The sequence below is a fragment of the Pseudomonas sp. PMCC200344 genome (genome assembly GCF_030053095.1).
Lineage (GTDB): Bacteria > Pseudomonadota > Gammaproteobacteria > Pseudomonadales > Pseudomonadaceae > Aquipseudomonas > Aquipseudomonas svalbardensis.
In genome coordinates this window covers 2,014,274-2,040,212 of record NZ_CP125618.1, presented here as the reverse complement: position 1 = coordinate 2,040,212, position 25,939 = coordinate 2,014,274, and the positions used below count along the sequence as shown (strand labels likewise).

Here is a 25,939-nt window from a genome sequence, read left to right as displayed (position 1 = left end):
CCCTCGATGGGTGCATTGTTGAACCTTGTCAGACGAGGGCGATTCATGAAAAAGCGTGTCGCGCTGGTGCTGGGCTCAGGTGGGGCCCGGGGCTACGCCCATATCGGGGTCATTGAAGAGATCGAACGGCGTGGCTATGACATCGCCTGCATCGCCGGATGCTCCATGGGCGCGGTGGTCGGCGGGATCTATGCCGCCGGCAAACTCGACGAATATCGCAACTGGATCGAAAGCCTGGATTACCTCGACGTCTTGCGTCTGGTGGACGTCAGTTTTCGTCTGGGCGCGATTCGCGGAGAGAAGGTTTTCGGGCAGATCCGCAAGATCGTCGGCGAGATCAATATCGAGGACCTGCGCATCCCCTACACGGCGGTGGCCACTGACCTGACCAACCAACAGGAAATCTGGTTCCAGGAAGGCTGCCTGCACCAAGCCATGCGCGCCTCGGCGGCGATTCCCAGCCTGTTCACCCCGGTGATGCAAGGCAACCGCATGCTGGTGGACGGCGGCATCCTCAACCCTTTACCGATCGTGCCGGTGGTGTCGAGTCATTGCGACCTGATCATCGCGGTCAACCTCAACTCCACCAACCAGCGCCACTATCAATTGCCGGTGATCCAGCGCCCGGCGGCGTTCAAGAGCCGTTTCGACAGCCTGATCAACTCGCTCGGTTCAAAATTGCCATTTCGCCGCAAACAGGCGGAACAATTGCTGCTGCTGGAAAAGGAAGCGTTGATGGCAGAAGCGGCCGAGATCAACCCGTGGATCGAATCCGCCGAACCCAAAGCCCAGCAGCCGGCCGCCGCCCCTGAACGCGACGGCGCGCCGAAGTCCGCCACCGGTTCGTTCATCATCGACAACGTCGGACCGGCGTCTTTGCTGGACCTGATCAACCAGAGTTTCGAGGTGATGCAAACCTCATTGTCGCAGTACAAGATCGCCGGTTATCCGCCGGATATTTTGATCAACGTGCCAAAGCGAGTGTGCCGGTTTTTCGAGTTTTACAAGGCGCCGGAATTGATCGCGCTGGGGCGGGAGATTGCGCGGGATACGCTCGATCGGTATGAGAGTGAGCGGGATTCCTGAGATTCTCGAATGAATGATCCGGCCCCATCGCGAGCTTGCTCGCGATGGGGCCAGATCATTCAATACAAAACTAAAGATTGTCCTCACTCAACAACCGATACCCGACCCCCGCCTCGGTGACGATAAACCGAGGCTGCGTCGGATCATCCGTCAGTTTCTGGCGCAAATGCCCGACCACAATCCGCAGGTAGTGACTGTCTTCGGTATGAGTCGGCCCCCAAATATCCTTGAGCAATTGCTGCTGGGTGATGACCCGTCCCGGATGTCGCGCCAGTTGCGCCAGTACCGCGTATTCCTTGCGGGTCAGCGCGACTTCGGTGCCGTCGAGCGACACCCGGCGATAAGCCAGATCCACGGTCAACGGGCCGAACGTCAGTGCCGCTTGTTGCGCTTCTCCCGCCGGAGCCTGACGCAACAAGGCACGCACCCGCGCAAGAAACTCCTGAATGCCAAACGGCTTGGTCACGTAGTCGTTGGCGCCGTAGTCGAGCGCTTCGACTTTCTGCCCTTCACTGGCGCGCACCGAGAGCACCAGCACCGGCACCGTCGACCACTCGCGAAACTCGCGTAGCACCTGCTGGCCGTCCATGTCCGGCAGGCCGAGGTCGAGTACCAGCAAGTCCGGTTTATTCAGTGCCGCCTGGGCCAGGCCCTCGGTGCCAGTGCCGGCCTCCAGCACTTTGTAGCCCTGGGAAACAAGGCTGATGCGCAGAAATTTACGGATCTGCGGTTCGTCGTCGATGACCAAAATGGTCGCGGTCTGGCTCATGAATTCACATCAACATAAAGAAGTGGCAAGAGAGTAACGCAAGCGGGATCAAGCTTCACTTTCGGCTCTTAATTTTCAAAGGCCGGCTGAGTTTGCAACGGCAGGTGCAAGGTGATGCAGGTGCCGCGCCCCTCGATGCCATCGGCGACGCTGATCCGCCCGCCATGGGCACCGACCATGCCCTGACAGATCGCCAACCCCAGACCGGTCCCCTGCCCGCCACGATCACCGCGCGCGGCGGTGTAGAACATGTCGAAAATCTTCGCCCGCTCTTCCTGCGGAATCCCCGGCCCTTCATCGCTCACCGAAAAAAACAGCTCGCTGTCGTCGGCTCCGGCGCGCAATTGCAGGCGACCGTGAGACGGTGAAAACCGCGCGGCATTTTCCAGCACGTTGACCAGCGCCTGTTCGATCAGCGCGGCGTGGACATACAGCAGCGGCAACTGCGGCGGCACTTCGGTGCTCACCTGCAACGGCGCCAGCACGGCGCGCAGACGATTGAGCGAACTGCCGACGATGTCGGCCGGCGACACCCAGTCCCGCGCCAGCTTCAGCGCGCCGTGCCCGAGGCGGGTCATGTCCAGCAGATTTTGGATGTAGCGATCGAGGCGCTCGGCTTCATCGCGCGTGCCTTCGAGCAGTTCGCGGCGATCTTCCAGCGGGATCGCTTCACCGAGGGCCAACAGGCTATCGATGCTGCCGCGCATGGAGGTCAGCGGCGTGCGCAAATCGTGGGACACCGAGGCCAGCAAGGCACTGCGCAGTTGCTCGGTTTCGCCGTGCAGGCGGGCGGCTTCCAGGTCCTCGGCCAATTGCGCACGGGCCAGTGCCTGAGCCAGCGGCTGGCTCAGCGCGGTCAACAAACGCCGACGCTGACCGCTCAAGCTCTGGCCCTCTTTGGCACACACGCCGAGCAGCGCCAGCGGCCCGTCTTCCACTGACAACGGCCACCACCACCAACGTCCGAACGGCAACGTGCCGGTGCCCGCGCCCGCCGGTTGATCGTGTTGCCAGGCCCAATCGGCGGCAGCGCGCTCGGCTTCGGAAAACTCCAGCGGGCCACCGGTTTCGACTTTCCAGCCGCCCTGCCCGTCTTGATTGAGCAGGCACAGTTGCAGGTCACTCCAGCCGTTGAGGTGCTGGGCCGCTGCGCTGACCACCGCCTGACGGTCGGTGGCGGCCGTGAGTTTGCGTGACAAGTCGAGCAGTTCGGTGGTCTCTTCCTGAGTGTCGCGCAGGGCTTGTAACTGCCGCCGCTGTCGGGCCGCGAGGTTACCGGTGAGCGCCGCCATCAGCAGGAAGAACAGCAACGTCAGCACGTCTTCTTCGCGCTGGATTCTGAAAGAGAAAGTCGGCGGAATGAACAAAAAGTCGTAGGTCAGAAACGACAACACCGCACAGGCCAGCGCCGGGCCGAGGCTGCTGCGCACCGCCACCAGCAACACTGCAACGAGGAACACCAGCGAGATATTGGGCAGCGGCAAGACACTTGCCACCGCCCAGGCCAACGCACTGGCGAGCACCGTCGCCACCAACGCCAGCGCGTAGTCGAACCACACCAGTGCCTGCGCCGAACGCTGACGCGGCTGATGCTGTTCGTGATCGCTGTCGAGGACGTTGATTTCCAGCCCGCGCGCATCGCGCAGCAAACGCGACGCCAGTCCGCCGCCGAACAACCGTCGACGCAAACGCTGCCGGGACTGACCGACCAACACCAGACTCGCGCGGCGTTCGGCGGCGTGCTGAATCAAGGTTTTTGCCACCTCACCGGCGCGTAACAGCACCACTTCGCCGCCAAGGCGTTCGGCCAATTGCTGAGCACTTTGCAGACGCAGGCGCGACTGCTCGTCACGCACACTGCCGTTGTCCACATGCACCAGGCTCCACGGCAAATGCCGACGCTGGGCGACGCGACTGGCGTGACGCACCAACCGTTCGGCCTGTGCATCGCCATCGACGCCAACCAACAGGCGACCGCGTACCGCCGGCGCCGCTTGGCCGAGCTGGCGATAGCCCTGGGCCAAATCATCATCGACCTGAGCGGCAGCGGTTTGCATCGCCAGTTCCCGCAGGGCCGTGAGGTTGGTCTGGGTGAAGAAAGCGTCGATGGCCGCCCTCGCCTGCTCCGGCACGTAGACCTTGCCATCGCGCAGACGCTCGAGCAGCTCGCGCGGCGGCAGGTCGATCAGCAGCAGTTCGTAGGCCTCTTGCAGCACCCAGTCCGGCAGGGTTTCGCGGACCTGCACGCCGGTGATGCCACGCACTTTGTCGTTCAGACTTTCCAGGTGCTGGACGTTGACCGTGGTGTACACGTCGATGCCCGCAGCGAGCAGTTCCTGAATGTCTTGCCAGCGTTTGGCGTGACGACTGCCGGGCGCGTTGCTGTGGGCCAGTTCGTCCACCAGCACCAGTTTCGGTTTGGCGGCGAGCAAGCTGTCGAGGTCCATTTCTTCGAGCATCACACCACGGTATTCCGAGCGCACCAACGGCTGCTGCGGCAAGCCGCCGAGCAGCGCTTCGGTCTCGGCACGACCGTGGGTTTCGACCACGCCGGCAATGACTTTCACGCCCTGGCGCAGTTGGGTGTGGGCCGCTTGCAGCATGGCGTAGGTCTTGCCGACACCGGGTGCGGCGCCGAGAAAAACCTTGAGCCGGCCACGGCCGTCGCGGGGCAGGTCTGCTAACAGCGCGTCGGCGCGGCCGGAATCACTCATGCTTGAAGTTCTCTTCTTTCAGGTATTGATATGGTGATTTTTCGGCCGTCTTCGCGAGCAGGCTCGCTCCCACATTGGAATGCATTCTCCTGTGGGAGCGAGCCTGCTCGCGATTAGGGGCGCCACCGATTTACAGGTTTTCCAGCGCCATATTCAGCGCCAACACGTTCACCACTGGCGGCCCCACCAATGGCTGCTCGATATTCGCATCCATCAACTGCTGGAGCGTAGACACCGGCAAATTGCGCGCCGCCGCAACACGCGCAAGTTGATAGGTAATTGCGGCCGGTGGCAAGTGTGGATCGAGGCCGCTGCCGGAGGTGGTGACCATCGCCAATGGCACCGGACCCTGGCCCGACACTAGCAGCTTGTGGGCATCATCGGTCACCCGAGTGGCCAGGGCCGGGTTGCTTGGCGAAAGGTTGCTGGCACCGCTCGACACGGTGGCAAATGCACCGGCCGATGGCCGTGGATGGAACCAGGCGTCGCCGACGAAATCTTGCGCAATCAGCGACGAGCCGCGGACCTTGCCATCCGCGTCGTGGACCAGACTGCCATTGGCTTGATCGGGGAATGCGACCTGGGCGACACCGGTGACCACCAGTGGATAGGCAACGCCGGTGATCAGGGTCATCAGGACGAGCAGGCTCAGGGCCGGGCGTATCATTGTGGACATTTCAGAATCCTCGAAATTGGAGAAGTTGTGGGGTGTCAGGGAAATCCACCCCTCACCCAGCCCTCTCCCCATAGGGGAGAGGGGAAAGGGAGCAGATCTTCAAGTTTTTCAAAACTTGAGTTCGACTCGGTCTTTCAGGTCGCAGCACCTCGTAAAAACACCTCGGTCAGTCCCCTCGCCCCCCTGGGGAGAGGGTTAGGGTGAGGGGGTCGATTTCAGCCTCAAACCAAATGCAACGCCGTCAACAGCATGTCGATCGCCTTGATCCCCACAAACGGCACCACAAGCCCGCCCAATCCATAGATCAGCAGATTGCGTCGCAACAACGCCGATGCACTCGCCGCCTGCACGCGCACGCCGCGCAATGCCAATGGAATCAGCACCACGATGATCAAGGCGTTGAACACAATCGCCGAGAGAATCGCGCTCTGCGGACTGCTCAGGTGCATGACGTTCAGCACGCCCAGTTGCGGGTAGATCGAGGCGAACAGCGCCGGCAAAATCGCGAAGTATTTGGCCACGTCGTTGGCGATGGAAAACGTCGTCAACGCACCGCGGGTCACCAGCAGTTCCTTACCGATCTGCACCACGTCCAGCAGCTTGGTCGGATCGCTGTCGAGGTCGACCATGTTCGCCGCCTCGCGCGCCGCTTGCGTCCCGTCGTTCATCGCCATGCCCACGTCCGCCTGGGCCAGGGCCGGGGCGTCGTTGGCGCCGTCGCCGCACATGGCGACCAGGCGACCGTCGTTCTGCTCGTGGCGAATGCGCGCCAGTTTTTTCTCCGGTGTGGCTTCGGCCAGCACGTCATCGACGCCCGCCTCGGCCGCAATCGCCGCGGCGGTCAGCGGGTTGTCGCCGGTCACCATGACGGTGCGAATCCCCAGTTTGCGCAGTTCGGCGAAACGCTCGCGAATGCCGGGTTTGACCACGTCCTTGAGGTGAATCGCGCCGAGCAATTTACCGTCGGCGCAGACCAGCAACGGGGTCCCGCCGCTCTGGGCGATCTTGTCGATTTCCCGGGACAGCGGCGCGGCCAGATCGGCACGTTTCAGGCCAACGAAGGCCAGCAACGAATCCACCGCGCCTTTGCGATACACGCGGCCCTGATAGTCGACACCGGACAGACGAGTTTCAGCACTGAACGGCACCACGGTCAGCAACTCGGTGGCTGGCTCTGGCTGTGGATGAATCCCGCGCAGGTACTCGACGATGGATTTACCTTCGGCCGTGTCATCGGCCAGCGAGGCGAACAACGCACCTTCGGCCAGCTCTTTGCTGCTCACACCCGGCGCGGCATAGACCGCTGTGCAACGACGGTTACCGAAGGTGATGGTGCCGGTCTTGTCCAGCAACAGGACGTGTACGTCCCCCGCCGCTTCCACGGCGCGACCGGATTTGGCGATCACATTCAGGCGCACCAGACGGTCCATCCCGGCGATACCGATGGCGGACAGCAGACCGCCAATGGTGGTCGGAATCAGCGTGACCAACAACGCCACCAGGAACACCAGCGGCAGGCTGCCGTTGGCGAAGTGGGCGAACGGTTGCAGGGTGACGACCACCAGCAGGAAGATCAGGGTCAGGCCGATCAGCAGGATGTCGAGCGCCACTTCGTTCGGGGTTTTCTGGCGTTTGGCGCCTTCGACCAGGGCGATCATGCGGTCCAGTGTCGACTCGCCCGGGTTGGCGGTGATGCGCACCAACAGCCAGTCGGAGACCAGGCGGGTGTTGCCGGTGACGGCGGAACGGTCGCCGCCGGATTCGCGAATCACTGGCGCGGATTCACCGGTAATCGCCGCTTCGTTGACCGCTGCGATACCTTCAATCACCTCGCCGTCACCGGGGATCATTTCCCCCGCTTCAACGCGGACCACATCGCCCTTGCGCAGGCTGGTGGCCGGCACGACTTGAAAGGCGCCGTTGCTGGTTTTGCGCAGAGCACTCAGGCCTTCGCTACCGGCCTTGAGGCTGTCGGCGCGAGCCTTGCCGCGACCTTCGGCCAGTGCTTCGGCGAAGTTGGCAAACAGCACGGTGAACCACAACCACAAGGCGATTTGCGCGGCGACAAAGGTCGGCACGCTGCTGTCGGGAATGAAGCACAGCACGGTGGTCAGGATCGCGGTCAGTTCGACCACCAGCATCACCGGCGCGCGTTGCAATTGTCGAGGGTCGAGCTTGACGAAGGCTTGCACCAGCGCCGGACGCCAGAGGGCCGAGATCGCGGTTTTCGGTTGCTCCGGCGCCTTGACGGTGGCGGTTTTAGTTGCGGGCATATTCATCATTGATTCCTCAGAAGCCCAAGCTCAAATGTTCAGCAATAGGACCCAGCGCCAATGTCGGCAGGAAGGTCAAACCACCCACCAACAAAATGGTCACGGTCAGCAAGGTCACGAACAGCGGGCCATGGGTCGGGAAGCTGTTCTGGCCGATCGGTGCGGTTTTCTTCATCGCCAGGCTGCCGGCCAGGGCCAGTACCGGGAGGATGTAACCGAAGCGACCGATCAACATGCCCAGGCCCAGCATCAGGTTGTGGAACGGGGTGTTGGCCCCGAAGCCGCCAAACGCAGAACCGTTGTTGGCGCTGGCCGAGGTGTAGTTGTAAAGCAATTGGCTGAAACCGTGGGCGCCGGGGTTGCTCACCGAGGACACCGGGCCTGGCAGGCTCGCGGCAATCGCGCCAAGTACCAGCACGCCGACCGGCATCACCAGCAAGGTCACAACCAACAACTGGACTTCCTTCGCTTGCAGTTTCTTGCCGAGGTATTCCGGGGTGCGGCCGATCATCAGGCCGGCGAGGAACACCGCGATCAACACGTTCAGCAACATGCCGTAGAGCCCGGCACCGACGCCGCCGAAGATCACTTCGCCGACCATCATGTTGACCAGCGCGACCATGCCGCTCAGCGGGTTAAGGCTGTCGTGCATGCCGTTGACCGAACCGTTGGATGCCGCAGTGGTGGTCACCGACCACAGCACCGTGGCGGTCGTGCCGAAGCGTGCTTCCTTGCCTTCCAGTGGCGCCGTCTGCTCGACAGCGACGTTGTTCAGGGTCGGGTTCGGTTGGTATTCAGCCCACAACGAGGTGGCGCCGCCGATCAGGAACAGCGCCAGCATGCAGGCGATGATCGCCCGGCTCTGACGCAGGTCTTTCACGTAATGGCCAAAAGTGAACACCAGCGCGACCGGGATCAGAATGATCGAGGTCATCTCGAACAGGTTGCTCCAGGCTGTCGGGTTCTCGAACGGATGTGCCGAGTTGACGCCGAAGAAGCCACCACCGTTGGTGCCCAGTTGCTTGATCGCAATCTGGCTGGCCGCAGGGCCGAGCGGGATCACTTGATCAACACCCTGCATCGTCACGGCATTCACGTACTGCGCGAAGGTTTGCGGCACGCCCTGCCAGACCAGATACAGCGCCAGCAGCAGGCACAGCGGCAACAAGCCGTAGAGGGTGGCGCGGGTCATGTCGACCCAGAAGTTGCCGAGGGTCTTGCTCGACTTGCGGCCGATCCCGCGACACAGGGCAACCAACACGGCGAGGCCGGTGGCGGCGCTGACAAAGTTCTGCACGGTGAGGCCGACCATCTGACTCAGGTAGCTCAGGGTCGCTTCGCCACTGTAGGACTGCCAGTTGGTATTGGTCATAAAGCTGACGGCGGTATTGAACGCTTGCGTCCACTCTTGACCCGGCAGGTTCTGCGGGTTCAGTGGCAAGTGGTCTTGGAACAACAGGATCGCGAACAACAGCAAAAAGCCCGCGAGGTTGAAGGCGAGCAAGGCCAGGGTGTACTTCTGCCAGCTCTGTTCGGCCTGCGGATCTACGCCGGCCACCCGATAACACCCGCGCTCTACCGGGCCGAGGATCGGTGTCAGCCAGGTGTGCTGACCTTCCATCACCTTGTAGTAGAAGCGCCCCAGAAACGGTGCCGGAATCAGCACCAGGGCGAAGAAGGCGAGGATCAGCCAATAGTCATAACTGTGCATAGCTGCTCCTAGTTCCGGTCGGCGCGCAACAGCGCAACCAACAGATAAATGAACAGCCCCACTGCCAGTAGCAGTGACACCCCGTCCAGAACGCTCATGAAAGTTCTCCGTGTTACGGCGTATTGCCGCGTGTGGAGCCATTGTCGGCAGGGAGGCTGTAAAGGAACGAGATCGAGGGGTGTGGCGGGGCATAAAAAAAGCGTAAAGAGTGGGTTTACGCTAGGGTTACGGTGGTGTCTGGGGGCATACAACACCGTTCCGGATTTATCAGGCATCTCTATCGTCCTGCATCGATAGTTAAGACTCCCCAAAACCAAAGTGGGATGAACAACCTATTGCACCACCCCGCCCCTGCCGACAAGATATGACCGTTTGCGTTTTCGACTACTGAAAAAGGCTGGCCACCATGCGTATCCTCATCACCGGCGGTGCCGGTTTCATTGGCTCTGCCTTGATTCGCGAGCTGATTCGGCACACCGAGCATGAAGTGCTCAACCTTGACAAGCTGACCTACGCCGGCAATCTCGAATCGCTGTCCGGCATTGCCAACGACACTCGCTACGAGTTCGTTCAAGCCGATATCGTTGATCAGGCGACCGTCAGCGCAGTGCTGACACGTTTCCAGCCGCAGGCGATCATGCACCTGGCAGCGGAATCCCACGTCGACCGTTCCATCGACGGACCTTCGGATTTCATCCAGACCAACATCGTCGGCACCTACAGCCTGCTGGAGGCCACCCGCGCCTATTGGCAAACCCTCGCCGAGCCGAAAAAAAGCGCCTTCCGTTTCCACCATATCTCCACTGACGAGGTCTATGGTGACCTGCATGGTGCCGATGATCTGTTTACGGAAACGACGCCCTACGCCCCGAGTTCACCGTACTCCGCCAGCAAAGCGGCGTCCGACCACCTGGTCCGTGCCTGGCAGCGCACCTATGGCCTGCCGGTGCTGTTGACCAACTGCTCGAACAATTACGGTCCGTTCCACTTTCCCGAAAAATTGATTCCGCTGGTCATCCTCAATGCCTTGGCCGGCAAGCCGCTGCCGGTGTACGGCGACGGCCTGCAAATCCGCGACTGGCTGTTCGTCGAAGATCACGCCCGGGCGCTGCTCAAAGTGGTGACCACCGGTATCGTCGGCGAGACCTACAACATCGGCGGGCACAACGAACAAAAGAATATCGACGTGGTGCGTGGCCTCTGCGCCCTGCTTGAAGAACTGGCACCGCACAAGCCAGTGGGGGTCGCGCACTACGCCGACTTGATCACGTTCGTACAGGATCGTCCTGGCCATGACCTGCGCTACGCGATCGATGCCAGCAAGATCGAACACGAACTGGGCTGGGTACCCGAAGAGACCTTCGAAACCGGCCTTCGCAAAACCGTTCAGTGGTACTTGAACAACCTTGAGTGGTGCCGTCGCGTTCAGGATGGCAGCTACCAGGGTGAACGCCTTGGTGCCATCAATCCCCAGGAGCTTCATGCATGATGAAAGGTATCGTTTTGGCAGGCGGCTCGGGCACACGCCTGCATCCGATCACGCTCGGGGTGTCCAAACAGCTGTTGCCGGTCTACGACAAACCGATGATCTATTACCCGATTTCGGTCCTGATGCTGGCCGGCATCAAAGACATTTTAGTGATCTCTACTCCCCAGGATCTGCCCCAGTACCGCAATCTGCTGGGTGATGGCAGTCAGTTCGGGGTCAATTTCAGCTATGCCGAGCAGCCGTCACCGGATGGACTGGCCCAGGCTTTTCTGATTGGCGAAAGCTTCATTGGCAATGATCCAGTGTGCCTGATCCTCGGCGACAACATTTTCCATGGTCAACACTTTGGCGAGCAGTTGCAAAACGCGGCAACACGCACTTCTGGCGCTACCGTGTTCGGCTATTGGGTCAAAGACCCGGAGCGATTCGGCGTGATTGATTTCGACAGCCAGGGCCGTGCCCTGTCGATCGAAGAAAAGCCGAAAATACCGAAATCCAGCTATGCCGTCACCGGCCTGTATTTCTACGATAACGATGTAATCAGGATCGCCAAAGCGGTAAAGCCTTCGCCTCGCGGCGAGCTGGAAATCACCGACGTCAACAATGCGTATCTCAAACGGGGAGACCTGCAGGTCGAGCGCTTCGGCCGTGGTTTCGCCTGGCTCGACACCGGCACCCACGACAGCTTGCTCGATGCCTCACAGTACGTGCAGACCATCGAACATCGACAAGGCTTGAAAGTCGCCTGCCTCGAAGAGATCGCTTATGAAAAGAAATGGATCAACCGCGAACAGCTGCTGGAGCGTGCCCGCTACTTCGGCAAGACCGGGTATGGCCAGTACCTGGCCAAGCTGGCCGGAGATGAACAATGGATGTGAATGAACCCGGTCTGCGCGGCGAAGTGATCATCGGTAAAAGGCTGCAAGAGGCTGATCTGCTCCCATGAGAGTTCTCATCAGCGGCCAGCATGGTCAGGTCTCACGCGAACTGCAGCGTCGACTGGGGGGTGTCGGCGAGTTGATTGTGCTGGGTCGCGATCAACTCGATCTGGCACAACCCCAGCAGATTCGCCAACAGGTACAAAAGGTTCGTCCGGATCTGATCATCAACGCGGCGGCCCACACAGCGGTCGATCTGGCTGAAAGCGAGCCGGAAACAGCCTTTGCCATCAACGCCGTGGCCCCTGGCATCTTTGCCGAAGAAGCACTGAAGCTTGGCATCCCGCTGATTCACTACTCCACCGATTATGTATTCGACGGCATGAAGGTCGGGACTTATAACGAAGACGACACGCCAAACCCTCTCGGGGTTTACGGCAAGAGCAAACTGGCCGGTGAACGGGCGATCACTGACGTGCAAGGCAAACATCTTATCCTGCGTACCAGCTGGGTCTATTCGACCCATGGCCGCAATTTCCTGCTGACGATGCAACGCCTGCTGCAAGAGAGACCGGAAGTACGCATTGTCGCCGATCAGATCGGTGCACCTACCTGGGCAGGCACAATTGCCAATAGCACCCTTGCCCTGATCGAACGCTGGCAGGCAGGTGAGGCCGCTACTTGGGGGACATATCATCTGACCGCTCAGGGAGAAACCTCCTGGTTCGGCTTCGCCCAGGCCATTGGCGAAGCGTTACGGCAACAGGGAAAGCCCTGCGCAAACCTGCTGCCGATTCCCTCCAGCGATTACCCGACACCGGCGGCCCGACCGCTCAACTCATGCCTTGATTGCAGTCGCCTGCAACGTGAATGGGGCATCAGCCAACCAGACTGGCAACTTGCGCTGCGCGAATGTCTTGCCGAGCAAGGCTAAACCTACAAGCAGGACTTGCCCACGAAGACGGCAAAACCGCCACCAGCGCCCCCAACTGGCGCACCCATTTGCGCGCATCGAGCGGCAAACATCCCCGATACGACAGCTTTCGGCGCTTTACGACGCGTCAACACACAATGGCACGCCCACTGCAAACGCCCTCCCTGAGCTTTCCAAACCGTTCAGGGAGCAACGCATGAACACACAACTCAAACCCACACTGGGCACGCTGCACCTGTGGGGCATTGCGGTCGGGCTGGTGATTTCCGGTGAATACTTCGGCTGGAGTTATGGCTGGGGCGTGGCAGGCACACTCGGTTTTCTGGTGACGTCCTTTATGGTCGCCACGATGTACACCTGCTTCATCTTCAGTTTCACCGAGTTGACCACCGCGATTCCTCACGCTGGTGGTCCCTTTGCCTACAGCCGCCGCGCCTTTGGCGAGAAAGGCGGATTGATCGCGGGGCTGGCGACACTGATTGAATTTGTCTTCGCCCCGCCAGCCATCGCTCTGGCGATCGGTGCGTATCTGAACGTTCAGTTTCCAGCGCTTGATCCGAAACACGCCGCGGTCGGCGCCTACATCGTGTTCATGGGCCTGAACATCCTCGGGGTGAAACTGGCCGCAACCTTCGAATTGGTGGTCTGCGTTCTCGCAGTGGCCGAACTGCTGGTGTTCATGGGCGTGGTCGCCCCGGCGTTCAGCTTCAGTAACTTCGCGCTGAACGGCTGGGCCGGTTCCGACGTGTTCGGCGCCCCGGCGATTGCCGGGATGTTCGCGGCGATTCCGTTTGCCATCTGGTTCTTCCTGGCCATCGAAGGCGCCGCCATGGCCGCCGAAGAAGCCAAGGATCCGAAACGCACCATTCCGAAGGCCTACATCAGCGGCATTCTGACGCTGGTCTTACTGGCGATGGGCGTGATGTTCTTTGCCGGCGGCGTCGGTGACTGGCGCACCCTGTCGAACATCAACGACCCGCTGCCGCAAGCGATGAAAACCGTGGTGGGTGAAAGCTCGGGCTGGTTGCACATGCTGGTGTGGATCGGCCTGTTCGGCCTGGTGGCGAGTTTCCACGGAATCATCCTCGGCTACTCGCGGCAGTTTTTCGCCCTCGCCCGGGCCGGTTACCTGCCGGCGTCCCTGGCCAAGCTGTCCCGCTTTCAGACCCCGCACCGGGCAATCATCGCCGGTGGCGTGATCGGCATTGCCGCGATCTACAGTGATGGTTTGATCAATCTGGGCGGCATGACGCTGACGGCGGCGATGATCACGATGGCGGTATTCGGGGCGATCGTGATGTACATCATGAGCATGCTCAGCCTGTTCAAACTGCGCAAAACCGAACCGAATCTGGAGCGCACCTTTCGCGCGCCCTGCTACCCATTGGTACCGATGATTGCGCTGGTGCTGGCGGTGGTCTGCCTGGTGGCAATGGCCTGGTTCAACACGTTGATCGGGTTGATCTTCCTGGCCTTCATGGCGTTGGGGTTCGTGTACTTCATGCTGACGGCGCAACTGCGTGCCGATGCACCGGCGGACGCAATGCTGACCGGGCTCTAAACAGGCGAAGTGCGGCTGTCAGAACAGGCATAGAATGGAACCACTGCGAAAATTAATCGCTCAAAGTGGTATGCACGATCGATTGGCGAAACCCGCCCATCGGCCTGCCCTTAAGGAGAGCCCTATGCCCTGGTATGCCTGGTTGATTCTGATCGTTGCAATTGGCTCGATCGTTGGTGGTTTGATGATGTTGCGTGACACCGCCAACAAGGTCGAACTGACTGAAGAGCAACGTAAACGCGTCGCTGAACGCAACGCGGAAGCGGATGCCAAGGATGCGCAGGACCGCTAACAGAACAAACCCCGTCATTCTCATCAAATGACGGGGTTTCGCGTTTCTACTTTTCCCAATCGGCCTTGGCAATGTGCAAGCCATGCAGCCCTTTGTACGCAGCACGTTCCGGCTGGCTCCAGCCCTTAAGCAACGAATCCTCCAACCGATAAATCTCAATCCCGAGCGGGCGACACACGCTTAGCGGGTCCTGCGCATCCGGCCCCCACATGGCCAGAGACAGATCGCCGCCCGGGCAGGTCGAGAGCGCACACAGCAGATCGATTTCGGCAAAAAACTCCAGGTAATCGCCCTTCTGTGCCGGACAGGCTTTCATGAAATACATGTCATCGTGGTTCAGGCCCGTGCACTGGAAAATGTTCAGCACGTCATGCACGTCGAATTCGGTCAGCCCATGAGGCAGCACCGCGCGGGTCAGGTTCGAGTGGCAGTGATGATGGAAGTCTTCGCCGGTGAGCATTTTGTTCACGTAAGGGTCGCAACGGGTGCCGAGCAAATCGTGCAAGCGACCGCCATGTTCGTCGATGCCGTAACCGGCCAGGCTGTCATCGGTGATGGTCACCAGCGGCCGTAAAAAAGGCAGGTTCGACCAGAGCCGGTCATGGGTGCTGACGTGAGCGCCCTGTAACTGCCGGGTCCGTGCTGCCCACAAGCGCTCCCGTGGATCGTTGGCATTCCAGACGTTGAAATCCCCGACTTGCGGCCCGACGGGCGTGGTCACCCGGAACACATGCCCCGCCGGCACTTTCCAGGCGCGGCCGGTGCGAATCGGCACCTCGAATTCCTCAATTAGCGTGCGACCGTCCTTCTTGTCGCGAATCCGCTCGTAGAAGCCTTTGTCCACCTGTAACGCTGAGCCTTTGCTGACTTGATAGGCCGCCGGATAGTCTTTGTACATGGCACGAATCCTCGATCAGTGATGGGAAACTGGGGCAAGCATTTGCAACAGGAGGTGTTCGGAATCGTCGAGATACAGGCTCATGGCGTCCTCGGCCGCGCGTTTGTCGCCCTCGGCCAACAACTCATGGATCTGCCGATCGCGTGCCAACCAGGGCGCCTGAAAACGTGATTCATCGGGGGCGGTGCAGAACACCAGGCGCAATTGCGCGACGACGTTGGTGAAGAACTCATCGAACAGTGGACTGCGCAGCAATCCAACAATGTGTTGATGAAAGGCCAGGCTGTGGGTGCCGACGGCGCGCCAGTCTTCGCGCTCCCGGGCAAGCTCGGTGGCTTCCAGGGCTTCGAGCATCCGGTCGGATTGATAGTCGCGCAGCGGCTGACTCGCGCTGATGGCCTGCAACTCCAGGGTGCGCCTGACCTTGAACAGATCCCGCACGTCCTCGACGCCCAGCCTGCGCACCATCACGCCCTTATTGCGCACATAACGGGTCAGACCTTCCTGCCCCAGGCGATGCAGCGCTTCGCGAATGGTATTGCGGGAGGCGTTGTAGGCAGACACCAGATCGTTTTCCACCAACGCCATGCCGGGCAGCAAACGGCCGCCAATGATGTCGGCGCGCAACTCAAGTGTAATGTGGTCGGCCAGGGACAGTCCGCTGTTCATACTCATTGCCTCGTGATTGTTCAACAATCGTCAGTTAATGAGTAATCACTATTCGTGCCAGTTCATTCTAGACAGCAGGACGGAGTTGGACGCATCTGCATGCTTTTTAGAAGTAGAAGTACAATCACCATCCCATTTTCATTGGTTAATATGGCGCATTGTTGCGGAGATACCCAATGCGTTACTCGCAGGACCATAAAGCCCAGACCCACCAACGCATCATCAAGGAAGCGTCAGCGCGCTTTCGCCGCGATGGCATTGGCGCGACAGGTCTGCAACCGCTGATGAAAGCACTGGGCCTGACTCACGGTGGTTTCTACTCGCATTTCAAGTCCAAAGACGAACTGGTGGAAAAGGCTTTGCAAGCCGCGGGCGAGCAGGTCGATGTCATTTGCGCCGAGCTCTTCGCACAAGATCGTCCGCTGGAAGCGTTCATCGACGCCTATTTGTCCGAATGGCATCAGACCTCACCCGATGAAGGTTGCCCGCTGCCAACCATGTCATCGGAACTCGGCCTGCGCGGGCAGCAAAGCCCGACCACTGACGTGGTGCTCAACGCACGGCTCGAACAAGTGCAAGGCACTCTTGAAGACGAGGACGCCGCCGACCAAAGCATCGTCATCATGTCGACACTGGTCGGGGCTTTACTGCTGTCACGCAGCGTCGAGAATCCCGAGCTGGCGCAGCGGATTCTCGACGTGACTCGCGCCTATCTCAAACAGTCCCGCGACTAACCCTCCCAGCGCTTGAACAGCACGCTGGCATTCACCCCACCAAACCCGAAGCCATTGGACAGCGCGTATTCGATAGCCATCGGCCGTGCCTGGCCGTGGACGATGTCCACGCCTTGGGCGGCGGGGTCCGGGTTGTCGAAGTTGAGGGTGGCTGGCACGACCTGATCGCGAATCGCCAACAGCGTGAAGATCGCCTCGATACCGCCCGCTGCACCGAGCAAATGCCCGGTGGCCGATTTGGTCGATGTCACGGCGATTTTGTTATCCGTGCCGAACAACGCCTTGATGGCCGCCAACTCTCCCAAGTCCCCGACCGGTGTCGAGGTTGCATGAGCATTGAGATGCTGCACCTGCGCCGGCGAAATGCCCGCCTGGGCCAACGCCAGCGACATCGCCCGTTGCGCACCGCTGCCATCCTCGGGCCCCGCCGTCAGGTGATAGGCATCGGCACTGGTGCCGTAACCGACCAGTTCCGCCAGCGGCTGAGCACCGCGGGCCAAGGCATGTTCCAGGGATTCAATCACCAGAAGGCCAGCGCCCTCCCCCATGACGAAGCCATCGCGGTCACTGTCGAACGGCCGCGAGGCACGCTCCGGGGTGTCGTTGTATCCGCTGGACAAGGCGCGAGCAGCGGCAAACCCGGCGAGACTGACGCGATCGATCGCCGCTTCCGCGCCGCCACATACCGCAATGTCAGCTTCGCCACAACGAATCAACCGCGCCGCATCACCAATCGCCTGCACCCCAGCCGCGCAAGCCGTCACCGGAGCACCCAATGGGCCCTTGAAACCGTGCTGGATCGACACATGACCCGCGGCGAGGTTGACCAGAAATGAAGGAATGGTGAACGGCGACAGGCGTCGCGGTCCACGGCTGTCCGTGGTGCGCACCGCATCGGCAATCGCACCGAAACCACCCACGCCGGAACCGATAATGGTTGCCGTACGCTCCTGGGCATTGGCGTCCGCCGCTTGCCAACCGGCCTGCTCCAGCGCCTGACGCGCCGCTTCCATGGCGAACATAATGAAGCGGTCCATCTTCTTCTGCTCTTTGGGCGCCGTCGCCCGGTCCGGGTCAAATCCCGCCTCGGGATCGTCAGCCAGGGTCGGCACTGCGCCACCGACCTTGGCCGGCAAATCGGCAACCACCTCGTCCGGCAAATTGCGCAACCCCGAACGCCCGGCCAACAGACGCGACCAAACGGCTTCGACGCCAGAACCCAATGGCGACACCAGGCCCATGCCCGTTACAACTACTCGACGATCACTCATACCGCAAATACCTCAAGCCGATTCATGACGCCTCACGTGTAACGCGCGGCGGCCTTACTTTTGGAAAGATTCGGCGCCATCACATGACGCGCCGCAACAAAGGCATCCCAGTCGGCCGCATCCGGCAACGAAGGAATGGTGATCAACTCACCCTGGTCCAGACCCGACAACGCCGCATCGACCATCTCCCCGGCTTCCATCACCATATCCGCCGGAATCTGAGTAGCGTCGATACCGGAGCGCTCCCAGATTTCGGTGCGTGTTACGCCTGGCAACACGGCCTGCACCTTGACCTCAGTGCCCTCCAATTCGGCGTTCAACGACTGAGTCAGACTTAACACATAAGCCTTGCTGGCGCTGTAAGTGGCATTGAAGCGCTCGGGAAACAACGCCACCACTGACCCGATATTGATGATCGTCCCCCGACCCGCCTTGGCAAAACTGGCGGCGGCTGCCGATGCCAACCGCGTGACCGTTGTCACGTTCAGTTGAATCAAACGCTCCAGTTGATCCATGTCGGAATTGGCCAACAAACCATCCGCTGCAACACCGGCGTTGTTCAGTAACAGGCTGATACTCGAATCGCTGCGAAGACGCTGCTCAAGCTTCAGCACATCATCCTTTTGCGTCAGATCCGCCTTGAGAACCTCGACCTGAACACCATGCTCGGCGCGCAACTTGCTCGCCGCTGCTTCCAGCCGCTCTTGATCACGAGCGACCAATAACAAATCAAAACCACGCGCCGCCAACCGCTCGGCGTAAATCGCACCGATACCGGAAGAAGCACCGGTGACGAGGGCCGTACCTTGGGACTGGACAGAGTTCATGACTGTGCTCCTGGGAGATGCCTAAGGGAAAGACAAGCGCCTGAGGCTCAGATGCCTTGGCGGAAAAGTCTTTTATTATAGGCATAATCTGATTCGCATATGATAGACGTAATTTTTCTCGTATCGACGAAAGGCGCATCCTCACGGCGTTCGCCAGATAGCAAAAAGGCCGATCAATGACCGGCCCCTGGCGCTGACGTATAAGCTTAGTTCACCTCAAGCTTCTCGCGATTCTTATCCAGAATCGCTTTACCGATTCCCTTCACTTCGAGCAATTCGTCCACGGACGCAAACGGCCCATTACTCTCACGATAGGCAACAATCGCCTTGGCCTTGGCCTCGCCTACACCGGACAACTCGCGCTGAAGGGTTGGCGCATCGGCCTGATTCAGATCGACCTTGCCGGACTGTGCCTTGGGAGAAACTTCCAGCACCAAGGGTGCATTGCCAGCCTCGGGCTTGACCGTTGGCGCAGCAATGGCCGCAATAGAGGCGCTGGTGAGCAGGGCAAAAACCAGAGAGTAGAAATAGCCAGTACGCATAAATGACGCTCCATGACATCGATTGAGAAAGCAGCTTTTCCGAAGCTGCCTTCCAAACTTAGGCGATGTCTGGAGACTGTCAAAAGTGTGTCCGTTACAGGATGTGAAACAATTGAAAGAACCACCCTCCAGCGCGGGATAAACGGTCGCGGTAGGAATGGCAGTCACCTGCCACCCCCCGCACAGATCCGTACGTGCAGAATTACCGCATACGGCTCCTGCCTTGGGTTTTGACGCCGAAGCGGGTTATGGGATACGGGTGCATAGTTAGCTCGCGTGGATAGGGTATGAACAACCGGGCTAGCGCAATCATGCGCTCCCAATTCAACCGGTGCCGCTGACTTCGTCGTTTAAGAGCATGCCTCCACGCCCTGATAATTTCACGGCGAAAAGCATCCAACCGCCGCGTATTGCCGGGGACATGGTAATAATTGCAATACCCTCTAAACAACCGACTCAACCACTGACCAATCACTGGGACTGGCTCGTGCCTGCGCTTGTGAAGTTGCACTCGGATTTCCTTGAGCGTTGCCCTCATACGTTTGCCGATAGTTACGCGTCCAACCTCGAACTTCCCGTTCTTGGCCTGACTACAGAAATGCGTGAACCCAAGGAAATCGAATGTTTCGGGTTTTCCTTCCCCTCGCTTCTTACGATCCTCCACCGCGAACCGGCCAAACCGTAGCAAACGTGTTTTCTCTGGGTGTAGAGTCAGGTTGAATTGAGCGAGTCGAACTTCCAACGCATGGCGAAAACTCCGTGCATCTTCAGGCTTTTCAAACCCAAATACACTGTCGTCTGCGTACCGCACGGCAATCATTTCGCCTTGTGCCGTACGCCCACGCCATTGTCTTACCCATAAATCCATCACGTAGTGCAGGTAAATATTGGCTAGCAGTGGTGAAACGGGCGCACCTTGTGGTGTGCCTTGCTTCGCAGGAATTCGTTTTCCGTTTTCGAGAACACCTGTACGTAGCCATCGAGCTATTAGCGCTAACACACGCCTATCCGCGATTCGGTGTTGCAGGAAGCACATCATCCACTCATGGTCGATGGTGTCAAAGAACGCACGTATATCGACGTCCAATATCCACCGTACCAGTGTTTTCTGTATTCCCACCGACAGAGCGTCCAATGCATCATGTTGCCCTCGACCAGGGCGAAACCCATACGAAAGTCCGAGAAAGTTCTGCTCATAAATCGCATTGAGCACTTGTACGATTGCTGCCTGGACGATCTTGTCTTCCAAGGCAGTTACGCCCAGCGGCCGCTCGCTGCCGTCTGCCTTTGGGATGTACACCCGCCGAACAGGTTTGGCTCGATAGCGACCACTGTGCACGTTGGCGTGCAGGGCTTTCAGCTTTATGAGAAGGTCTTGCTCGTACTCTCGCCACGACAGGCCATCCACACCACTGGCCGCATCTCGCTTGAGGTTGTAGAAACTCTCGCGCAATAGCTCGACCGTTACGTGGTGCAGCAGGCTCGTGAACTTGACCCGGCGATCCCGCCGGGCTGCTTGACGTACAGCGAGCAACCCCGACAACGCATTTGTCCGGCTCTGAGTCCGGGATGCGGAAGGCTGTTCACTGTTCCCCTTGGCTAACTCCCTTTCCTCCATTACCTCCGCTGAGCCAAGCTCATTGTTCGGCAACTTCTCAGGTACTACGGAGTTATCCGACTTCTCATGCGCGTAGACGGCAGACATTTGGCTTGTGGCCTCTTCTACCCCGTCTGGTGTGTCACGACCAGACACGAATGAGATCTCCCAGCTTCCGTACAGTTGACTTCCCAGCATGCTCAGGGTCTACGACCGCGCAGGGCGTGAGACATGACTTGCGATTATCGTCATGCACACCGTGGCCTTCCGCTTCGCATAACAGCGTCGGCGCCCCAAACTGATGATTTCGCGGCTCAATGGCTGGCCTGCTGGTTTCCCCTGCCAACGCTTCGCCATACACCTCGCGGTGCATAGCGCATGACTCGGGGTCGAGGTGTTTCGCCATAACTTCTCTCGTAGGGACTTTCACCCTTTATCAACTGCCAGCTTTGCTGGCGCACTATCCGATCCATGAACCACACCTACCGTAAGACAACCGCCTCGTTTACCGTGGCATCTCTGGCGAGCAGTTCCATGGCAGCAATGCTTCATAGTCGGTTACTGACTGCGCATGCGGCAGTCGCTCCAGTACGTGGCGCAGCCACGTATAGGGCTCTTGGCCGTTGACCTTCGCGGTTTCGACCAGGCTGTAGATCTGGGCGCTGGCAGTCGCGCCTTTGGGCGTATCGCTGAACAGCCATGCCTTGCGCCCGATCACAAACGGTTTTATTGCACGCTCCGCCGGATTGTTGTCGATCGGTAAAAAACCGGCTTCCACGTAGCGTTCCAGTCGGCTCCAGTTGTTGACCAGGTAGTTCACTGCCTTACCCAGCACACTTTGAGGGGTGACCTGAGGTTGCGTTTTTTCCAGCCAGCCTTTCAACTGGGCCAGGATCGGCAGGCTCTTTTCCTGACGGCCAATAAAACGCTGCTCATCACGGGCATCCTTGAGTTCACGCTCGATGCCGTACAACTTGTTGATCATCGTCAGTGCAATATCGGCGCGACCTGTCTTGCCTTTGGGCTGCACTTTTTGCGCGTCGACGAACTTGCGCCGGGCATGGGCCATGCACGCCAGACGTTCCACGCCCGGTTGCAACGCCAACGCGTTATATCCCGCGTAATCGTCGGTCATCACATAGCCGCGATAACTTTCCAGCAGACGCAACGGCACGTCCTGCGCACGGCTGGAGGTGTAGTCGAACAGCACGACTTTGCGATCCGGCGGGCCGCTTGCTTGCACCCACATCCAGGATTGGCTGGTCGGGTCTCGATCCGGCTCTTTGAGTACCTGGACGCGGGTTTCATCGCAGTGGATGACCGGACTTTCCAGCAACCGCTCGCGCATCAGATTCAATAACGGTTGCAGATGTTCGCCGCACTGGATAATCCAGCGGGCCAGCGTTTGGCGCGGGATTTCTATGCCATGTCGGCTTAGCACCGTTTCAAAACGATGCAGCGGCAAGCCATCGACATACTTGGTGGTCAGCAGCATCGCCAACACGCTTGGACTGGCCATGCTCTTTTCGATTAATTGAGCGGGCTTGTCGGCGGTGACCGGCGCTGTTTCACAGCCACGGCAGCCGTAGACTTTGCGGATGTGTTTGATCACCCGGATCTGCATCGGCACGATGTCCAGCTGTTCGCTGGTTTCTTCACTGATCACATGCTTGCGGCAACCGCAGGCACAGGTCAGTTCATGTTCTGGCAGTTCGTGGATGACTTCGATGCGCGGCAGATCAGCCGAGAGTGGCTTGCGTTTGCCACGACGTGGAGTCGGAGCAACCACTTCTTCGTCAGCGTCGCCGACTGAAGGCATCGGCTCGCTTTCGGGCTCGTTGAACAATGCCAGTTGCGGCGTGTTGGGCTCGACCGTCTGCTCGGATTTGCGCCCGAAGATACGGTCACGCAACAGCTTGATCTGTTCTTTCAGATCAACAATGTGGGTGGCGTAAGCGTCTTTGACTTCCTGCTCGCGCGAGCGTGCTTCGTAACTCTCAAGCAACATCTGTTTGAGCAGTACAGGATCGTCAGGAAGGTTTTCGGGCAATGGTCGCATGCCCTGGATTATACCCGTCAGGCAACAAACCTTGGAGTCAAAACCTTGTGCGGCCGGTTGCGCCAGAGGTCAAACCCATCCAGTAACCAGTTCAGTTCTTGCACCGTCAGCACGATGGCCTCATCCAGTTCATCGGGTGAAGTTTTGAACCGCTCGGACTCCAGACGCTTGAGCCAAAGGCAGAAGCCGTTGCGCTCCCAATACAACACCTTGACGCGGTTGCGGTGGCGATTCAGAAAAACGAAAAGCACGGGGTCAAACACCGCGACTTTGATATCAAGTTCGACCAGCGCAGCCAGGCCGTCGATGGACTTTCGAAAGTCCACCGGTTTGGGGTAGAGGTACACTTTTTCAACACTGGCATTGGGACGCATCATGGTGATGGGCTCCTGATGGAAATCGGGAGCACAGCATCCGTTGTCAGCTATTCGCTTGGAATGTGGGGTTCGTGGAGCGGATACGGATAAACCGTTGATGTGGAGCATGCCACTCCGGACGTTAAAAACATTGTGCTTTCCACGATTTGTACGTTGCACGGCAGGGTTTACCGGAAAATACCGCCTTGCATGAATCGCGTATGAATCTCACATCCCAAGCCGCTCGTTGCTGAGTCGTATCGGACTGCCCATGGTAATCTTTCACCCCTCAGCGCAAAGGCCCTGACATCGGCAAATTTCGGCTCTAGAATTGCGCCACGTCAAACGTGCCGACGAAAAAGCTTAAGGATCGAAGATGAAAATTTATGCAATTGTAGGTGCTGGTGGTTTTGGACGTGAGGTAGCACCACTCGTTACCGAAATGCTCGGCAAGGCCAACGAAAACGATTTCACTATCATTTTCGTGGATGACAATTCAAAAGAAGAAAAAATCAATGGATACAGTGTCGTTGACACTGAGGCCTTTGTGAAAATGGAAGGTGAAAAATTTTTCAACATCACCATTGCCAATAGCAAACTGAGACAGTCAATTTCCGAAAAACTAGTTTCCCTTGGCATCGCCCCCTTCACCATTTCAGCAATGAACTCGGTAAACCTTAGCCACAACATCATCAGTGAAGGGGCTGTACTTTGCCCATTCACTACGATAACGGCCAATGCGAAGATTGGAAAATACTTCCACGCAAATATCTATTCGTACGTCGCGCACGACTGCGTGATTGGTGATTTTGTAACTTTTGCGCCTAACGTTCAGTGCAACGGGAACGTCGTGATTGAGGATCATGCTTACATTGGAACAGGAGCAATGATTCGACAAGGGACGGTAGACCGCCCAATTATTATCGGTGAAGGCGCAGTTGTCGGCATGGGTTCTGTAGTTACAAAGAGCGTTGAACCCTACACCACTGTTTTCGGCAACCCTGCTAAACCACTTCGAAAAGTTTCAAGCTAAGGATCCCGTAGAGCATGAAAGACGTAAAAGTCGCGGTCATTGGATCGGGAACGATGGGAAAAGGGATTGTTCAAGTGCTTGCACAATCTACCGTTGTTTCTTCAATAGTCTGGATCGGTCGATCCGAATCCGCCTGCGCAACCTCTCTAGATAACCTAAACTCCCATTGGGAAAGAATGGTAAATAAAAAGAGACTACTACCAGAAGAGGTTTCAAACTTTTCCGGAAAAATAGCCGTCTCTGGCAGTTACGAAAACGTAAAAAACTGCGACCTTATTATTGAAGCCGTGTCGGAAGACATGAGCGTAAAGCATACGATTTTCAGGGAAATCGCAGTTCATGCTGACGCTAACTCTATAATCGCATCCAATACATCTTCGCTGTCGATTACAGAGCTTGCAAGCCTTACAAAAGTCCCAGCGAACATCATTGGCTTGCATTTTTTCAACCCGGCGCCGGTGATGAAGCTAATTGAAGTGATAGTGGGTCTGGCCACCGCCCCCGAAACTATTACTTGGGCTGTCAATTTCGCCAAGGCGTTGGAAAAAGATCCAGTATTGGTAAATGAGGCTCCTGGATTTATTGTAAATCGGATGCTGATACCAATGATAAACGAAGCAATCGGTATTCTCGCAGAAGGCGTAGCCAGCGCTGAAGAGATCGATAAGGCCATGAAACTCGGGGCTAATCATCCAATCGGACCTTTAGCCTTAGCGGACCTAATTGGCAACGACGTAAACCTCTCCATTATGGAAACGCTTCATAATGAAACAGGGGACTCTAAATATCGGGCCCATCCGTTGTTGCGAAAAATGGTCAGAGCGAACAAACTTGGTCGAAAAACCGGATCTGGCTTTTACAACTACTGAAAAATATAACCGGTTAAAATTTTCAATACGGGGGGAACGATGAAAGCCTACAAATGCATGTTCAAGACAGCGGAAGTGGCAGACTCCGCTGCTTTTTACAAAGAATTTGAGCAAGTGTGCTCTACAGAGTTGACCCCCGCATACTCAGGATCAGATGCTTGGACCGGCGTACGGGTTTTCGATCTACGAGGAACTAACCGACTCTCGGAGCTTCCGTATCTTAGGGCGCAACTGGAAAAGATTGGCATGAAGAATATTGCCATGGTGAACTATTACAATATGGCTCCCCATTCTGAACAGCATGCTCACCGAGACCAATCCGGCAATCTACTTTTTGGCATCTCAAGACTGCACATACCACTCAAAACAAACCCATTGGCCTTTCTAGAGATTGAACATATTCGATACCACCTCAAATTGAACGAGGTATGGGCATTGGATACCTCAGGACTCCATGCTGCTCAAAATGAGAGCGATGAAGGCCGAGTTCACTTGGTTATTGATGTAAAGCGCTCACCGGAAACCGAAAAATACTTCCCGAAAATGACATTCGCAGTGCGACTGCATCTAGCTAAATTCATTCTCATTATGGGCTTCAAAGTTGTCCGAGACATCATAACTAAACCTGCGACCATCATGGACCGCATGACTTACATCGTAAAAATGATGACTAAAAGTAAAACTTGAATCCAAAGCTATCT

General features: G+C 58.2%; 24 protein-coding genes. 10 read left to right on the top strand and 14 right to left on the bottom strand.

The genetic code is table 11. The features are described from left to right. The first annotated feature begins 45 nt into the window (after positions 1–45). Entirely contained in the window at positions 46–1,086 is a 1,041-nt protein-coding gene (locus QFW87_RS09140) for a patatin-like phospholipase family protein (protein WP_283183689.1), read from the top strand. Positions 1,087–1,156: 70 nt separating this feature from the next. On the opposite strand, the gene QFW87_RS09135 is transcribed toward QFW87_RS09140, so the two are convergent. The 6 genes from QFW87_RS09135 to kdpF form a co-directional block, all read right to left on the bottom strand. Then, positions 1,157–1,855, bottom strand: coding sequence for a response regulator (locus tag QFW87_RS09135; protein ID WP_283183688.1), 699 nt, complete (start codon positions 1,853–1,855; stop codon positions 1,157–1,159). Positions 1,856–1,923: 68 nt separating this feature from the next. Continuing rightward, the gene (locus QFW87_RS09130) at positions 1,924–4,569 is read right to left on the bottom strand and encodes a sensor histidine kinase KdpD (protein ID WP_283183687.1); all 2,646 of its coding nucleotides are present in this window, start codon (positions 4,567–4,569) and stop codon (positions 1,924–1,926) included. 130 nt (positions 4,570–4,699) lie between these two features. Next, complete coding sequence (gene kdpC / locus QFW87_RS09125) at positions 4,700–5,245, bottom strand: potassium-transporting ATPase subunit KdpC (protein ID WP_283183686.1); 546 nt, start codon at positions 5,243–5,245, stop codon at positions 4,700–4,702. A 221-nt stretch (positions 5,246–5,466) separates the two neighbouring features. Next, positions 5,467–7,524, bottom strand: coding sequence for a potassium-transporting ATPase subunit KdpB (kdpB, locus tag QFW87_RS09120; protein ID WP_283190327.1), 2,058 nt, complete (start codon positions 7,522–7,524; stop codon positions 5,467–5,469). 10 nt (positions 7,525–7,534) lie between these two features. Further along, the gene (gene kdpA, locus QFW87_RS09115) at positions 7,535–9,229 is read right to left on the bottom strand and encodes a potassium-transporting ATPase subunit KdpA (RefSeq protein WP_283190326.1); all 1,695 of its coding nucleotides are present in this window, start codon (positions 9,227–9,229) and stop codon (positions 7,535–7,537) included. An 8-nt stretch (positions 9,230–9,237) separates the two neighbouring features. After that, the gene (kdpF, locus tag QFW87_RS09110; RefSeq protein ID WP_007899818.1) at positions 9,238–9,327 is read right to left on the bottom strand and encodes a K(+)-transporting ATPase subunit F; all 90 of its coding nucleotides are present in this window, start codon (positions 9,325–9,327) and stop codon (positions 9,238–9,240) included. A 308-nt stretch (positions 9,328–9,635) separates the two neighbouring features. Here kdpF and rfbB point away from each other — a divergent pair, with 308 nt between their 5' ends. The 5 genes from rfbB to QFW87_RS09085 all read left to right on the top strand — a co-directional run bounded on the left by rfbB (position 9,636) and on the right by QFW87_RS09085 (position 14,383). Beyond that, positions 9,636–10,718 carry a dTDP-glucose 4,6-dehydratase gene (gene rfbB / locus QFW87_RS09105; protein WP_283190325.1) on the top strand — a complete coding sequence of 361 codons (1,083 nt, stop codon included), beginning with the start codon at positions 9,636–9,638 and terminating at the stop codon, positions 10,716–10,718. Continuing rightward, positions 10,715–11,596 (top strand): glucose-1-phosphate thymidylyltransferase RfbA, encoded by an 882-nt coding sequence (gene rfbA, locus QFW87_RS09100; protein ID WP_283190324.1) that lies wholly within the window; start codon positions 10,715–10,717, stop codon positions 11,594–11,596. The genes rfbB and rfbA overlap by 4 nt, the downstream gene beginning before the upstream one ends. 64 nt (positions 11,597–11,660) lie before the next feature. Then, positions 11,661–12,530 carry a dTDP-4-dehydrorhamnose reductase gene (gene rfbD, locus QFW87_RS09095; protein ID WP_283183681.1) on the top strand — a complete coding sequence of 290 codons (870 nt, stop codon included), beginning with the start codon at positions 11,661–11,663 and terminating at the stop codon, positions 12,528–12,530. A 196-nt stretch (positions 12,531–12,726) separates the two neighbouring features. Further along, positions 12,727–14,091 (top strand): ethanolamine permease, encoded by a 1,365-nt coding sequence (eat, locus tag QFW87_RS09090; protein ID WP_283190323.1) that lies wholly within the window; start codon positions 12,727–12,729, stop codon positions 14,089–14,091. 124 nt (positions 14,092–14,215) lie between these two features. Further along, positions 14,216–14,383 (top strand): DUF2897 family protein, encoded by a 168-nt coding sequence (locus QFW87_RS09085; protein ID WP_008006000.1) that lies wholly within the window; start codon positions 14,216–14,218, stop codon positions 14,381–14,383. Positions 14,384–14,429: 46 nt separating this feature from the next. Here QFW87_RS09085 and QFW87_RS09080 read toward each other — a convergent pair whose 3' ends face one another. Together QFW87_RS09080 and QFW87_RS09075 are read right to left on the bottom strand one after the other, a co-directional pair. Next, entirely contained in the window at positions 14,430–15,281 is an 852-nt protein-coding gene (locus QFW87_RS09080) for a DUF1989 domain-containing protein (RefSeq protein WP_283190322.1), read from the bottom strand. Between the two features lie 15 nt (positions 15,282–15,296). Beyond that, on the bottom strand, positions 15,297–15,950 hold the full coding sequence (locus tag QFW87_RS09075) for a GntR family transcriptional regulator (RefSeq protein ID WP_046057107.1): 654 nt from the start codon (positions 15,948–15,950) through the stop codon (positions 15,297–15,299). A gap of 176 nt (positions 15,951–16,126) precedes the next feature. Here QFW87_RS09075 and QFW87_RS09070 point away from each other — a divergent pair, with 176 nt between their 5' ends. Continuing rightward, complete coding sequence (locus QFW87_RS09070) at positions 16,127–16,684, top strand: TetR/AcrR family transcriptional regulator (RefSeq protein ID WP_283190321.1); 558 nt, start codon at positions 16,127–16,129, stop codon at positions 16,682–16,684. Here the strand turns inward: QFW87_RS09070 and fabF are convergent. The 6 genes from fabF to tnpB form a co-directional block, all read right to left on the bottom strand. Next, positions 16,681–17,955 (bottom strand): beta-ketoacyl-ACP synthase II, encoded by a 1,275-nt coding sequence (fabF, locus tag QFW87_RS09065; protein WP_283183678.1) that lies wholly within the window; start codon positions 17,953–17,955, stop codon positions 16,681–16,683. The genes QFW87_RS09070 and fabF overlap by 4 nt on opposite strands. Positions 17,956–17,987: 32 nt before the next feature. Next, positions 17,988–18,782 carry an SDR family oxidoreductase gene (locus tag QFW87_RS09060; protein WP_283190320.1) on the bottom strand — a complete coding sequence of 265 codons (795 nt, stop codon included), beginning with the start codon at positions 18,780–18,782 and terminating at the stop codon, positions 17,988–17,990. 206 nt (positions 18,783–18,988) lie between these two features. Next, on the bottom strand, positions 18,989–19,324 hold the full coding sequence (locus QFW87_RS09055) for a helix-hairpin-helix domain-containing protein (RefSeq protein ID WP_123364664.1): 336 nt from the start codon (positions 19,322–19,324) through the stop codon (positions 18,989–18,991). A 202-nt stretch (positions 19,325–19,526) separates the two neighbouring features. Next, positions 19,527–21,029 (bottom strand): group II intron reverse transcriptase/maturase, encoded by a 1,503-nt coding sequence (ltrA, locus tag QFW87_RS09050; RefSeq protein ID WP_349294108.1) that lies wholly within the window; start codon positions 21,027–21,029, stop codon positions 19,527–19,529. A gap of 397 nt (positions 21,030–21,426) precedes the next feature. Beyond that, positions 21,427–22,980, bottom strand: a complete 1,554-nt coding sequence (locus QFW87_RS09045; RefSeq protein WP_283190319.1) for an IS66 family transposase — start codon at positions 22,978–22,980, stop codon at positions 21,427–21,429. A gap of 17 nt (positions 22,981–22,997) precedes the next feature. Next, complete coding sequence (gene tnpB / locus QFW87_RS09040; RefSeq protein WP_283190318.1) at positions 22,998–23,465, bottom strand: IS66 family insertion sequence element accessory protein TnpB; 468 nt, start codon at positions 23,463–23,465, stop codon at positions 22,998–23,000. 247 nt (positions 23,466–23,712) lie between these two features. Between tnpB and QFW87_RS09035 the strand changes: the two genes are divergently transcribed. From QFW87_RS09035 to QFW87_RS09025, 3 genes are read left to right on the top strand one after another with little or no spacing between them, the layout of a single operon-like run. Then, positions 23,713–24,369: an acetyltransferase gene (locus tag QFW87_RS09035; protein ID WP_283190317.1), complete on the top strand. Its 657-nt coding sequence runs from the start codon at positions 23,713–23,715 to the stop codon at positions 24,367–24,369. 14 nt (positions 24,370–24,383) lie between these two features. Continuing rightward, a complete protein-coding gene (locus QFW87_RS09030; protein WP_283190316.1) occupies positions 24,384–25,238 on the top strand; it encodes a 3-hydroxyacyl-CoA dehydrogenase NAD-binding domain-containing protein in 855 nt (284 codons plus the stop codon). 39 nt (positions 25,239–25,277) lie between these two features. Further along, the gene (locus tag QFW87_RS09025; RefSeq protein WP_283190315.1) at positions 25,278–25,925 is read left to right on the top strand and encodes an aspartyl/asparaginyl beta-hydroxylase domain-containing protein; all 648 of its coding nucleotides are present in this window, start codon (positions 25,278–25,280) and stop codon (positions 25,923–25,925) included. The last annotated feature ends 14 nt before the right edge of the window (positions 25,926–25,939 follow it).